Origin of the sequence: Aliidiomarina maris (genome assembly GCF_003987335.1) — a bacterium.
Taxonomy (GTDB): Bacteria; Pseudomonadota; Gammaproteobacteria; order Enterobacterales; family Alteromonadaceae; genus Aliidiomarina; species Aliidiomarina maris.
The window spans coordinates 305,280-319,057 of record NZ_PIPK01000001.1 but is presented as its reverse complement, the minus strand read 5'-3'; the positions used below and the strand labels follow the sequence as shown (position 1 = coordinate 319,057).

11 protein-coding genes are annotated in these 13,778 nt (G+C 50.2%); 8 read left to right on the top strand and 3 right to left on the bottom strand.

Annotated features, from left to right (window positions below; genetic code table 11):
* Positions 1-6: 6 nt before the first annotated feature.
* Complete coding sequence (locus CWE07_RS01550) at positions 7-1,161, bottom strand: patatin-like phospholipase family protein (RefSeq protein WP_338067856.1); 1,155 nt, start codon at positions 1,159-1,161, stop codon at positions 7-9.
* 110 nt (positions 1,162-1,271) lie between these two features.
* On the opposite strand from CWE07_RS01550, the gene CWE07_RS01545 reads away from it, so the two are divergent.
* The 7 genes from CWE07_RS01545 to CWE07_RS01515 all read left to right on the top strand — a co-directional run bounded on the left by CWE07_RS01545 (position 1,272) and on the right by CWE07_RS01515 (position 11,725).
* Positions 1,272-2,510: an efflux RND transporter periplasmic adaptor subunit gene (locus tag CWE07_RS01545; RefSeq protein WP_157983194.1), complete on the top strand. Its 1,239-nt coding sequence runs from the start codon at positions 1,272-1,274 to the stop codon at positions 2,508-2,510.
* Positions 2,507-5,662, top strand: coding sequence for an efflux RND transporter permease subunit (locus CWE07_RS01540; RefSeq protein WP_241973981.1), 3,156 nt, complete (start codon positions 2,507-2,509; stop codon positions 5,660-5,662). The genes CWE07_RS01545 and CWE07_RS01540 overlap by 4 nt, the downstream gene beginning before the upstream one ends.
* A 133-nt stretch (positions 5,663-5,795) precedes the next feature.
* Positions 5,796-6,602, top strand: coding sequence for a DUF599 domain-containing protein (locus tag CWE07_RS01535; protein WP_111568176.1), 807 nt, complete (start codon positions 5,796-5,798; stop codon positions 6,600-6,602).
* A gap of 39 nt (positions 6,603-6,641) precedes the next feature.
* Entirely contained in the window at positions 6,642-7,685 is a 1,044-nt protein-coding gene (gene astE, locus CWE07_RS01530) for a succinylglutamate desuccinylase (protein WP_111568175.1), read from the top strand.
* Between the two features lie 268 nt (positions 7,686-7,953).
* Positions 7,954-9,138 (top strand): thiamine pyrophosphate-dependent dehydrogenase E1 component subunit alpha, encoded by a 1,185-nt coding sequence (locus CWE07_RS01525; protein WP_111568174.1) that lies wholly within the window; start codon positions 7,954-7,956, stop codon positions 9,136-9,138.
* Positions 9,138-10,115, top strand: coding sequence for an alpha-ketoacid dehydrogenase subunit beta (locus CWE07_RS01520; RefSeq protein ID WP_111568173.1), 978 nt, complete (start codon positions 9,138-9,140; stop codon positions 10,113-10,115). Before CWE07_RS01525 ends, CWE07_RS01520 begins: the two co-directional genes overlap by 1 nt.
* Positions 10,116-10,126: 11 nt before the next feature.
* Entirely contained in the window at positions 10,127-11,725 is a 1,599-nt protein-coding gene (locus CWE07_RS01515; protein ID WP_111568172.1) for a dihydrolipoyllysine-residue acetyltransferase, read from the top strand.
* Positions 11,726-11,778: 53 nt separating this feature from the next.
* Here CWE07_RS01515 and CWE07_RS01510 read toward each other — a convergent pair whose 3' ends face one another.
* Positions 11,779-12,456, bottom strand: coding sequence for a GOLPH3/VPS74 family protein (locus CWE07_RS01510; protein ID WP_111568171.1), 678 nt, complete (start codon positions 12,454-12,456; stop codon positions 11,779-11,781).
* 213 nt (positions 12,457-12,669) lie between these two features.
* On the opposite strand from CWE07_RS01510, the gene CWE07_RS01505 reads away from it, so the two are divergent.
* Positions 12,670-13,092 (top strand): hypothetical protein, encoded by a 423-nt coding sequence (locus CWE07_RS01505; protein ID WP_111568170.1) that lies wholly within the window; start codon positions 12,670-12,672, stop codon positions 13,090-13,092.
* Between the two features lie 6 nt (positions 13,093-13,098).
* Here CWE07_RS01505 and CWE07_RS01500 read toward each other — a convergent pair whose 3' ends face one another.
* The gene (locus CWE07_RS01500) at positions 13,099-13,614 is read right to left on the bottom strand and encodes a dienelactone hydrolase family protein (protein ID WP_111568169.1); all 516 of its coding nucleotides are present in this window, start codon (positions 13,612-13,614) and stop codon (positions 13,099-13,101) included.
* Between the last annotated feature and the right edge of the window lie 164 nt (positions 13,615-13,778).

Here is a 13,778-nt window from a genome sequence, read left to right as displayed (position 1 = left end):
TGTGAGCTACACAATAGGGCGGCCACCAAGCTCCAAAAAGCGGTGAATATCGTCTTCGCGTTTAAGCGCGTCGGCATAGCCAATATCCATCAGTTCCTGGCAGTATTCTTTTTCAAACAATAAATAGCTAACAATACTGGAAGGTGTGTCGTGATTGACCCCGACTAAGCCAAGTAAGCGTCTGACCGCTTTGGGCATGCGTTCGTAATGGCGGTGGGCTAGTTCGTTAAAATCTAACTGTGGTTTGATAATTAAGGTATCCACCAAACGCAAATCTGGATGCTCAACCCCTGCCTTATTTAACTCACGAATCGTGCCATTGATACGCTGTAAACGCTCAACGTCAGAGTTCAAGGTGTCAGCAAAAATAGTATCTAACAAGTGACCTGCAATGGTCGCACTTGAAGGGGTGTACTGGCGTTGCAAATGCTCTTCCATATGCGGCTGGTCGACGCCGATCACCATAATCTTGCTGGCACCCAAGTGAATCGCTGGGCTTAGCGGCGATATTTGGTGAATCGCACCATCGCCAAAATACTTATGTTGTAGTTCAATCGCTGGGAAAATTAACGGAATAGCCGCAGACGCCATTAAATGTTCTTTGGTTAGGCGGGTGCGCACGCCTTCACGATTAGCACGCTTCCAATTATGGTAATTCGGGTGGCCTTCAAAAAACGAAATTGAGTGACCGTTGTTGTAGCAAGACGCGGTGACTGCAAGTGCACGCAGGTAGCCTCGAGATATCTGGCGATCAACCTTCTTAAAGTCGACAACGCGCTCAATCAATTCACGTAAAGGTTGATTATCAAATAAGCTCGCCGCATGCTGGTGGCTACTTTCAGATTGAAACATGCGCCCAACGCGGCTGATCAGATGACCGAATACTTCTCCAGTGCTACAACGATAGACTTGGTCGGTGGAGAAATTCGCCCAAACTTGCTCAACTTTCTTGACGGCAAGGTGAAAGTTTGAGGCGTAACCTGCCATGGCGGCTGCATTCAGGGCTCCTGCGCTGGTACCGGCGAGAATTCGAAAAGGAAGAGGGTGCGCGCGGGGAACAAGGCTGGCAACGCCTTTCAACACGCCTACTTGGTATGCAGCACGGGCGCCACCGCCAGTCAGCATTAATGCGGGTTCGTATACGTGGTGTACCTTTGACACAGTTCGTTACACTTATCCTAATTTGATTTACAAATGGTTACGAGTTACCTACTGACAGCCCTTAACCCCTCATCCATAATACTTCCAATATTCCGCAATAGTATATGGTTATGGCTGCAAAGAAACGAATTTTTCTCCCGATTATCATTCTGTTGGTGGCGGTTATTATCGCTGTCATTTTATTTAGCATGCGTCCAGCCCCACAGCGCGGTACTCCCGAACGTTTGGCGGTTTTAGTCGAGTACCAAATGGTACAGCCTCAAGCCCAACAGTTTATGGTTGATTCCCAAGGTACAGCGCGGCCTAAGTATGACTCTAGTTTAGTCAGCGAAGTGAGCGGGCAGGTGGTTCATGTGTCGGACCGTTTCGTTGATGGTGGCTTTTTTCAAGCTGGCGAAGTGCTCTTGCAAATTGACCCGTCTGACTATGAAGTTGCCCGCGAAGAAGCACTCGCCAACCTAGCGCGCGCCCAGGCTGGCGTTGCAGAGGAGCGTGCGCTCGGTCGGGTGGCAGAATCCGAATGGCGTTCGATTGAAGCAGGCGAAATTCCAGCGTTGGGTTTGCGTCAGCCGCAGTTGGCTAGTGCGTTGGCTGAATTGCAATCTTCTGAAGCACGTTTGTCGATGGCCGAGCGCAACCTTGAACGGACTCGCATTCGCGCGCCGTTTGATGGTGTATTGCGCAGTCGCCAAGTGACCTTAGGTCAATATGTAACGACCAACACCGTAGTCGCTAATCTTTTAAGCACCAATGTCGCTGAGGTACGTTTACCGCTGACCGACTTTGACTTGGCCTTTATCGACTTGCCGGACAATGTTGAAGACGACGAAGTTGGCCCAGGTGTGACCTTGCATGCACAAATTTCAGGGCGTGAATATCAGTGGTCAGGCAGCATCGTGCGCACCGAAGGGGTGCTTGATGCAGGCAGCCAAGTGACCCATGCAGTGGTGGAAATTCAAGACCCCTATAATCGTCGCGGTCCGACCCATGAGCGGGTGTTAAACTTCGGTCGCTTTGTGCAAGCGCGGGTCCAGGGGGTGTCGGTGGATGGGCTTATCGAACTGCCTCGGTTTGCTGTGAATTCACGTGGTTATGCTTGGGTGATCACAGACGATTCCCCACGCTTGCTGGAGCGTCGTGAAGTCACTGTTGAGCGACGCGACCGTCAGTCCGTTTACATATCAAGTGGCTTAGCCGCTGGTGAACGCGTGATGTTGACTCAGTTGGATAATCCAATTGCAGGCCAGCGGGTACGTATTGAGGGCGATGCCACCGAAGCGAGCGAAGATGCCAGTGTGGATGACAGCGCTGTGGAAGCGGATGAAGATAGTCAGGCAGGGCGTTCATGATGCAACAGTCTCCTATTCCTCAATCACCCCAAACCGGCATTATTGCTTGGTTTACACGTAATACGGTTGCGGCAAACTTGCTGATGGCGCTGATTATTATCGGCGGTATCATGTCAGTGTTGACGATTCGCAAGCAAATGTTCCCGACCGTTGAACTCAATATGATTACCATCCAGGTACCGTTTCCCGGTGCTGCGCCGCAAGAAGTTGAGCAGGGCGTCATTATTCGCATCGAAGATGCGCTGGATAACACCCAAGGCATCAAGAATATCCGCAGTACGGCGCGTGAAGGTTTGGCGTCCATTTCAATTGAAATTGAAAATGACTACACCGTACAGGAGGTCATGGATGAAGTGCGTATGCGGGTGGATTCAATAACCTCGTTCCCAGCGCAAATTGAGCCGCCGAATGTGTACCGAACCCGGCAACAACGGCAAGTAATTTGGCTGTCGATATACGGCGACATCGACGAGCGCGCACGTAAACAGCTGGCCAAAGAAGTGCGTGACGACTTACGCAGCTTTGGCGGCATTAGCCAGGTCGATGTAGTGGGTGCCCGCGATTATGAAATCGCCGTTGAGGTGTCGGAGCAAGATCTGCAACGTTATGGGCTGAGCTTTAACGACGTGGTGAACGCGATTCGTGGCACCTCACTGGATGTGCCTGGCGGCTCAATTCGCACCCCAAATGGCGATATTTTATTACGTGCACGTAACCAAGGTTACGTGGGGGATGATTACAGTCAGATAGTGTTATTACGTCGTGACGATGGTACCCGTTTATTACTTGGCGATATTGCGCAAGTGCAGGATGGTTTTATCGAGCGACGAGGGTTTGCTGAATTCGACGGTATGCCATCGACCTTGGTACGAGTGCAGTCGGTTGGTGACCAAAGTGACTTAGATATTGCGGCACAAGTAAAACGCTATGTCGAGCGTAAAGGTTCGGAGTTACCAGCCGGCGTTCAGGTAGCGTACTGGGGGGATAGCTCGTACTACTTGCAAGGTCGCTTAGATCTGATGCTGAACAATATGTATGTCGGCATTTTGCTGGTATTTCTGGCATTGAGTTTGTTTTTACAAATTCGCCTCGCCTTCTGGGTTATGGTCGGCTTGCCAGTGTGCTTCCTTGGCGCATTTATGCTGATGCAGATACCAGCGATTGATGTGTCGGTGAATATGATATCGCTGTTTGGCTTTATTCTGGTACTCGGGATAGTGGTCGATGATGCGATTATTATCGGCGAGTCTGCGTACTCAGAAATAGAACAGTACGGTAAGAGTGAAGAGAACGTGATACGTGGGGTCAAACGCGTTGCGATTCCTGCAACCTTTGGGGTGTTAACCACAATCGTTGCCTTTATGCCGATGCTGATGGTTGACGGCGCCATGGCAGGCATATGGCAGTCAATTGCCTGGGTCGTAGTGCTGTGTTTAGGCTTCTCACTGGTGGAGTCAAAGCTGATTCTGCCAGCTCATATCAACAAAATGAAATTCTCGCGCACGGCTGAAAGTAAGCAAAATCGCTTTCAACGTTTTCGCAATGGTTTCTCTAACCAGTTAAAGCGTTTTGTTGAAACCAAGTATCGCCCGTTCGCGACCAAGTGCGTTGAGTATCGTTACACCACGATTGCAGCCTTTGTGGCCATGATGATTTTGGTGATAGGTCTGATTGGTAGCGGCGCGGTGCGTTGGGTTATGTTCCCGAATATTCCCAGTGACTTTGTGCAAATGAACCTGGAAATGCAGCCGGGCACCAATGAAGACCGCACGATTGCAGCACTGGATCAAATCCGCGAAGCTATTTACCAAGTGGATGCGAATTATTATGAGCGCTATCAAGAGCATGCGATTCGGCATGTGAACTCATTTATTAGTGGCTCTGACGGCGGCACCATTTTTGTTGAATTGGAAAAAGGGGAAGCGCGCGAAATTGATGGTTTTGCGATAGTTAATCAGTGGCGAGAGCTGGTGCCAGAAATGGTAGGCGTCAAAGCGATGAACTTCCAAGGTTCAATTGGTGGTGGCGGCGGCTACGACATCGAGTTTATGCTCAGTGGCAGCGATTTAGACCAATTGGCGTCCGCGGCGCTTGATTTACGGACCGCGATGGCGGACTACGATGGCGTGTTTGATATTTCGGACACCTTTGGCGCCCCGCAAGAAGAAATTCAACTACGTTTGCTGCCAGCGGCCGATTCTTTGGGTATCACCTTGCAAGACTTAGCCACCCAAGTGCGGTTCGCATTCTTTGGCGCCGAAGCACAACGTATTCAACGGGACGATGAAGAAGTGCGCGTGATGGTGCGTTACCCGTTAAGCGAACGCCGCTCAATTGGTAACCTGGAAGCGATGCGTATCCGCACCGCAGATGGCCGTGAAGTCCCCTTTAACGTGGTGGCTGAGGCCGTCGAAGCAGAAGGTTACAGCACCATTGGCCGCGTCAATGGCGTGCGAGCAGTGAATGTGCGTGCGCGGGTTGATAAAGACAATGTTGAACCCTTTGCAATTATTCGTGATTTGCGTGCCGAGCACATTCCGAGCATTTTAGAGCGTCACCCGAATGTGCGCTTGGGCTTAGAGGGTGCCAGTCAGGAAGAACAAGACGCATTGGGCGCACTCGCAGTGGGTTTTATCTTTGCAATGTTCGGTATTTACGCGCTTATTGCGATACCACTGAAGTCATACAGCCAACCGCTGATTATTATGTCGGTGATTCCATTTGGTATTATCGGTGCAGTGGTGGGGCATTTAGTCCTCGGCATGCCAGTTAGTATTTTATCGTTATTCGGTATTATCGCATTGGCCGGTGTAGTGGTGAACGACAGCTTAATCTTGGTTGATTACGTTAACCAGTCGCGTCAGGAAGGACAGAACATGCGTCAAGCCGTGGTCGATGCAGGCTGTGCGCGTTTCCGGGCTATCGTGCTGACCTCACTGACCACCTTTGCAGGGTTATTGCCTATCGTGCTTGAGCGCAGTATGCAGGCGCAACTGGTGATACCGATGGCCATTTCACTCGCGTTCGGTATTTTGTTTGCGACTGTCATCACTTTATTACTAATCCCGTGCTTATATATCGTGCTGGAAGATATAAAGAATATCTTCCGCCCGAAGACAAATAACACCCACGAACCCGTAAGTTCGACATAAGCACTATTAAAAGCCAGCCAAAGCAACTAGTTAGTTTGCTTTGGCTGGTGTGCTGACAGACTCATCTGCCTTGATGCGCGCTTTACTTAGGTCTATGATGCGATGGCATAATTAACCGCATAAGGAAGCCGCTATGCATATTCTCCCGCTATTCGATGTGATTGCCTTATTGTGGTTTCTCAGCTTATGGGTGGGCTATTCACTATTTGCCCGTCGCAAAGCCCGTCAAACCCATTGTTTATCAAGTATTCTGCGCTCGCTACGCGTAGATTGGATGTACGCAGTCACCCACAAGGACAACCATATTGCCGATGCAGCGCTGGTGGGTAATGTCGAGCGCAACGTCACATTTTTCGCGTCTTCGACGATCCTTGTACTCGCGGGTGTGTTAACCGTTTTAGCATCCAACGAAGCCTTTGTACGCGTCATCGATCAACTGCCATTCACCGTTGAGCAAAGTGCGAATTTAATCTTGCTTAAACTCGCCGGTATGGCAGTGATTCTGGTGTTTGCGTTTTTCAAATTCACCTGGTCGATTCGCCAATTTGGCTTTGTATCAGTGTTATTAGGCATGGCACCATCCATGAGCCGCTCGACGGTGAGTGAAGAAACCCGCGACCGTTATGCGCGCAATACCGCTAAGGTATTGGACCAAGCAGGCCATGAATATAACTACGGTTTACGCGCATACTACTTTGCTTTGGCCTATTTATGTTGGTTTGCCAGCCCATGGTTCTTTATTATTGCCAGCGCCGTGGTGGTGTATATTTTATATCGCCGTGAATATCGTTCGCGTGTTTTACGTGCATTACTCGCTACCAAGGGCTTTGAACCTGGCCCGATGCCAGAGGATGAGCGTCAAGCCCAGCTGCGCCATATTAGCACGCGCTTAGAAGATACCAAGGCGGGCAGTGCAGCAGACAAAGTTAAGGCGAATTAGTAGCCGTTATCACTCATTTAAATTGAAAGGTCGACAACCGTGTTACAGCCACAACAGAATTTTCTTGCCTTCACTCGTGATCATGAGTGGGGCATCGAGAGCGACGAATCCATACTGTTTAGCCAAACCATTGACAGCATCACGATGCAGGTTTGGGACAGCGGTATTGTGGTATTCACGCCACCCAACCCAGGCCCACTGGACATCGTATTAAGCTGCGCGGTGCATGGCGACGAAACTGCACCGATTGAAATTTGTGATGAATTGATAGAAGCCATACGCAGCGGCAAGCTCGTGCCCCGTCATCGGGTGTTGTTTATTATCGCCAACCCCGCAGCAATCAATATCGGTAAGCGCTTTGTGGATGAGAATATGAACCGCTTATTCAGCGGCGCCCACAGTGAGGGCGAGGGCTTAATCAATCAAGAGCGCGTGCGGGCTAAAGCGATTGAAAGCTATGTCGCACGTTTTTTTGCTGAAGCCCCCAGTGGTCCACGGCAACGCTTACATTACGACATGCACACAGCGATACGTGATTCCGCCCATGAAAAATTTGCGGTCTACCCGTTCACTCATGGTAAGCCGTATAAAAAGCGTCAGCTGCAACTATTAGCGGCGATGGGCGTCGATACCGTGTTGCTCCATGAAGGGCCAACCACCACATTTTCTTACTTTAGTGTACGCCAATTCGATGCGGACGCATTCACCGTAGAGCTGGGTAAAGTGCGTCCGTTTGGGCAAAACCCGCAACAGAACTTTGCGGCTTGTCGCGACACCTTGGCCCGCTTAATTGCTGGTGATGAGCTACAGTTAGGTGAGTTTGACGCCAAGCAGCACCATATTTATCAGGTGCAGCGCAGTATCAACCGTACACAGCAGCACTTTGAGCTATGTTTTGCTGATGACGTGGCTAATTTTACATGGTTTGAAGCCGGTGAGTTACTTGCGCGCGACGGTGACAGTGACATTCATGCGAATGAGCCTGGGGAAGCGATTATTTTCCCAAATGCTAAGGTAGCGATTGGCCAGCGTGCGCTGATTACCGTACGCCAAATCAATGCCGAACAGCTTGATCTGGTCTGAGCAGGGGCCGCTTGGCTACCACCTGAGCGTATTGAATGTAATGAGGCCAGCGTATTTGCTGGCCTTACTGTGTTTTAACCGAGGTGAAGATTGTTAAAACTGTAGCGCCTGGTGAACACCTAATTAACATCTGTGACTGTAAGCCCCATTGCAACAACGTTGACGTAAAGGTAAAGTCACGCACATTTACGCTAGTATCCATTCAAGACTGAGCGCGTTGCGCTAGCACCGCTAGACAGCCAATGCTCAGTACGAAAGAGAGACCATTATGGCTACACAAACCACGCAACAGCCTGACGTGACTACATCCATGACAGTGATCGACGGTCACGCGTTACGCATTCCTATGTTTCAGCTGCTCGACCAAGATGGTGTGCCACACCCTGATGTGACTTTGCCAGAACTGGACAAAGAGTTAGCGCTGAAAATGTTTAGCACCATGCAGTTTATTCGCGTACTGGATGAACGCATGATAGCCGCGCAGCGCCAAGGCCGGATTAGCTTCTACTTGTCGTCACTTGGCGAAGAAGCTGCCAGTATCGGGTCAGCCGCAGCGTTACAGTTCGAAGACATGATTATGGGTCAGTACCGCGAGCAAGGGTCACTGGCGTTTCGTGGCTTTAGCGTTGAACAATTTATGAACCAATTGTTCTCAAATGCCAAAGACTTGGGTAAAGGCCGTCAAATGCCAGTGCACTACGGTTGTGCTGAATTGAACTTTATGACCATTTCATCGCCGTTGGGCACGCAAATACCGCAAGCGACGGGCTATGCGTTTGGTCAGAAGCAAGCCGGTGAAGGACATTGTACACTGGTGTATTTTGGTGAAGGCGCGGCGTCTGAAGGCGATTTCCACGCCGGTTTGAATATGGCGTCGGTACTTAAAGTACCAGCGATTTTCTTCTGCCGTAATAATGGCTATGCCATTTCAACCCCTGTCGCTGAGCAGCTTGCCGGTGATGGTATTGCGCCACGTGGCGTGGGTTATGGTATGAAAACCATTCGTGTCGACGGTAACGATATTTTGGCGGTGTACGCAGCGACCCAAGAAGCACGCCGTTTAGCGGTGGAAGAGAATGAGCCGGTATTGATTGAAGCCATGTCGTATCGCATGGCAGGCCACTCAACGTCAGACGACCCGACAGGCTACCGTACCCGTGACGAAGAGAACGCGTGGCGTGATAAATGCCCACTGAAGCGTTTCCGCCAGTATTTGTTAAGCAAAGGCTGGATTAACGAAGCCGACACCGATGCCCAGCAACAGCAGGTCAAAGAAGCGGTGCTTGCGGCGTTGAAAGAGGCAGAGCAGGTGCCAGTGCCACATATCGATGAAATTATTGCCGATGTTTACGACACCCCAACCCAGCAATTACAGCAGCAGTTGGAAGCGCTTAAAGCGCACGTGCGTAAGTATCCTGATGCCTATCCAAAAACTTCACAAGGGGTCAAATAATGGCGAAAATGAATTTACTCCAAGCCATCAATAGCGCCTTGGACGTGGCGATGGCTAAAAATGACAAGGTCAGCGTGTTTGGTGAAGACGTAGGTCACTTCGGTGGCGTTTTCCGTGCCACCAGCGGGTTACAGGAAAAGTATGGCCGTCAGCGCTGCTTCAATACCCCTTTGGTGGAGCAGGGTATTATTGGTTTTGCCAATGGCTTAGCGTCTCAAGGTAGCTTTCCGGTTGCTGAAATTCAGTTTGGTGATTATATTTTCCCAGCTTTCGACCAAATCGTGAATGAAACTGCAAAGTTTCGGTATCGCTCGGGCAATGAGTTCAACGTCGGTGGCTTAACTATCCGTACCCCATACGGTGGTGGTATCCACGGCGGCCATTATCATTCGCAATCGCCCGAAGCCTATTTTGCTCACACCCCAGGCTTGAAAATTGTCATTCCACGTAACCCGTATGAAGCCAAAGGTTTGTTGCTTAGCGCAATTTTTGATCCGAATCCGGTGTTGTTCATGGAGCCAAAACGCATGTATCGCGCGGCGGTGGGTGACGTACCAGAGGGCGAATATACGATTCCTCTTGGCCAAGCCGATGTGGTCAAAGAAGGCACCGACATTACCTTGGTAGGTTGGGGTGCTCAAATTGAAGTCATTGAAAAAGCAGTGGAAATGGCGGAAAAAGACGGCGTAAGCTGCGAAATTATCGATTTACGTAGCATTTTACCCTGGGATGCAGATACTGTTGTAGAGTCGGTGATGAAGACAGGCCGCTTAGTGATTTCACAAGAAGCACCGCACACCATGGCCTTTGGCTCAGAAGTCGCGGCGACGGTTCAGGAACAGGCGTTCTTGTACTTAGAGTCACCAATTATGCGCGTATCAGGTTTAGATACGCCATATCCATTGGCGCATGAAAAAGAGTACATGGCGGATCATTTGAAAACTTACGAAGCCATTAAACGTTCACTCAATTATTAAGGGACCTGAGCATGAGTACAGATTTTATCTTGCCTGATATCGGCGAAGGTATCGTTGAGTGCGAGATCGTTGAGTGGTTGGTCGCAGAAGGCGACAGCGTTCAAGAAGATCAAGTCGTTGTCGAAGTGATGACTGACAAAGCTGTGGTTGAAATTCCAGCCAAATCCGACGGCACTGTGGCGCGCTTATATTACGCCAAAGGCGATATTGCCAAAGTCGGTGAGCCATTGTTTGCGATTAATGATGGTCAAGCCGCAGCAACCAGTGAATCGAAGCCGCAGCCGAAAGAGCCAGCACCATCAACGAAGCAAGAACAGCAAGCCAGCGCACCAAAGCCTGCGAGCACAAGCACCACGCGCAATGCTTCAGCAAATGATTTTATCTTGCCAGACATTGGTGAAGGTATCGTTGAGTGTGAAATCGTTGAGTGGCATGTCAACGAGGGCGACCGTGTTGAAGAAGACCAAGTCGTGGTTGAAGTGATGACCGACAAAGCAGTGGTTGAGATCCCTGCGAAGTCTGACGGCGTGGTGTCTAAGCTGTATCACGCAAAAGGTGATATTGCCAAAGTAGGTAAGCCTTTGTTTGCGCTACAAACCGCAGGCCAAGCCAATACTGCGACGACACCAGCAGATACCAAAAAGGACGCGCAAGATGCGAATAGCAACGGCGCTGCCAGCAGTGCCCCCGCGCGTGCGGCTGCCCAAGGCAAAGCATTAGCCAGCCCTGCGGTGCGTCGCCGCGCCCGTGAAGCCAATGTGAATATCGCGGATGTACCAGGCTCTGGCGCCAAAGGTCGGGTCCTGAAAGAAGACATTCAAGCCTTCTTAAATGACCAAACCGCGGACAATAAAGGCGTGCAGCAGCCAATCAGCGGCACGCAACAAGTCGCTAAGCCTGCTGGCGGTACCCGCACCGAGCCGTTGAAAGGTGTCAAAGCAGCTATGGCGCGCCAAATGGCTGAATCGGTACGCACCATTCCTCACTTTACCTATGCCGAGGAATTTGATTTAACTGAATTGCGTCGCGTGCATCAGCGCTTGAAAGCGAAGTATGCTGAGCAAGGGGTTAAATTAACTTTGATGCCATTCTTTATTAAAGCCTTGTCGTTGGCGATCAAAGAATATCCGATCATGAATGCGCAGTTAAATGACGAGGCGACAGAAATCACTTACTTTGATGACCATAACATCGGTATGGCAGTGGCAACCAAGATTGGCTTAATGGTGCCGAATATCAAAGGCGTGCAGAACATGACGCTGTTGCAGGTTGCTGAAGAAGTGACGCGTTTAACCAACGCCGCTCGTGACGGTAAAGTGTCGCAAGCGGATATGAAAGGCGGCACCATCACGATATCGAATATCGGTGTGGTGGGTGGCACGGTGACGACACCAATTATCAATAAACCAGAAGCGGCTATCGTTGCCCTCGGTAAAGTGCAGCAGTTACCGCGCTTTGACGAGCATGGTGCGGTAGTGGCGCGTGACATCATGACTGCGAGTTGGTCAGGCGATCATCGGATTATTGACGGTGCTACGGTGGCCAACTTTAACAACCGCTGGAAGGAATTCCTGGAAGACCCCACCAGCATGTTAGTGGCAATGTCCTAAACCTCAAAACCCTGCCAAGTGGCAGGGTTTTTTGTATCTGCGGACAGGCCAATTTAAGTCGAGGTGACAGTGGTAATGGTTGGGATCATCACCGCAACCATTACTGCAATTTGCACCGCCTCGATGACTTCGCGGGTGGCATCGCCAAGTTGGTTGCCCTTGACGAGTTGCTTGATACGGGGTTTGTGTTCACGTAATTCTTTACGAGTGAACACCTGAGGCAGTAATTGCGCACCTTGGCACAGGGCGAGTAACACCACAGTGCGGGCATCTACTACAGCTTCTGGGTTCATCACCAGCTGACGCAACCGCTGGCGTAATGCCTGTTCAGGCTCTGGATTAATTTCAGGGTAGACACGGCGGGTAAATAACCATAGCACCTTATCTTCAGTCGCATCGACCACACCGTGGGCGGCCAAATTTTTGGCCACTTTATGGTTTAAATCTTTAATAAATGCGAGATGGTTGACCCAGCTGCGCAATACTTTCGGGCGCTTGGCATGACGAATAATCTGCATGCATTCAGCCAAAACAGGGTCGTCGACTGGGCTGTTGTCGATAACTTTGACATGTTTGCGTCGCCCCGATTCGAGTTTAATGCGTTGTTGCAACTTGAGCTCAGCGAGCACGCCTGCAGCAACCGCGTAGCCAATATAGGCACTTTGGATGGTGCCTTTTTCCTCACACAGGGCGAGCAACATCAATTCTTCATAAAGTGCTAACGACTGCATCAAAGCTCCTTGTTTCATGGCTATTTAGCTATTCAATCACGCTTGATTGCTTACCTTAGCAATAATTGTTTAACGGGCACAGCGGAGCGCTAAGGATAATCTGTAAACGAATATTGCAACGTCTTTACGTGCACTTTGATGGCATCTGTGAGCCCATCAACTATGGTTATAACTATCGATATAGATTTGGTTGGTACTATTGGAGGAACGACAATGGGCTTTTGGAAAAAATTATTTGGTGGTTCTAATCAACCGGACGGTTCTGAGAGTGTGGGCGTAGACCCGACGACGGATAAAAAGATGAAACCAGCCGCCAAGGGGCATCCATCAGGCACGGAAGGTGCGAAATACAGCGGTCGTACCGAAGATACCAAGGCACAGAAACGAGCTGACCCTGAAACCCGGGAAATCATTCAGGATGCGGAAAATTATCCGCAAGAAGCCGAGCCATTGAAGACCAAACCTCGCGCAGGCGTTGAAGCGTCGGCCAAAGTAGGCAAAGGCGAAGCGCAAAAAAGCGCCGCCGAAAAGAAGAAAACCCAGCCAAAACCGGCGTCTAAACAACGTACTACGCCCAAAGAGGCGCAGCCCGGCACACCAAAGCCTCAAGCCGGACAGCACCAACGTAAAGACTAAGGCTGGCTAGCGAATTTGCTGCTGTAAAAACTGACTAAATGCGTGCCACGACGCTTGGTCAGCTGGTAAGTCATAGTCTTGACTTGAGTAAACCGTGAACGAGTGCAGCGCACCACCATGAAATGACACATACCCTTGCACATCCATGCCCGCGCGCGCCATTTCCAGACTCGCACGAAATTCGTCTCTATCGGCATACAGCTCGCGGGTTCTGGCCCGATTCTCTGCCATGGAGGTAGGTTGACGGTCGCGGCCAAACAAATCAACCGCGAAGGCGCGATAGCCCATGCTGGCTAACTGCTCAGCGCGCAGTTGCTCATAGCGGTTGGGGCCATCCCAGTCGTGAATAATCATCACGGTGCCTAAGGGTTGTTCTAAGCGAGTGTTTTGCGCGACATACCCAAGATAAGTTTGGCCGTCGTGCTGGTAGCTCAGTTCACGCAGTTCGACTTGTGCATGAGCGCTCGTAACTGAGAGGAACAAGGCGCTCAGTAAACTGGTGTAAAAGGTACGTTGGTGCATGGTAGTCTCCATTTTGCTCGTCACGATTTAACTCACTACGCTGATAATCGCTGAAAAGGGTGTAAAGATAGGGGATATTTCTAAAATACCTTTGACAATTGGTATAGAGCGCGTAGACTTTAGTCAGTCGGTTAAGAAATATTTAATTGATACTCCACTTCGAT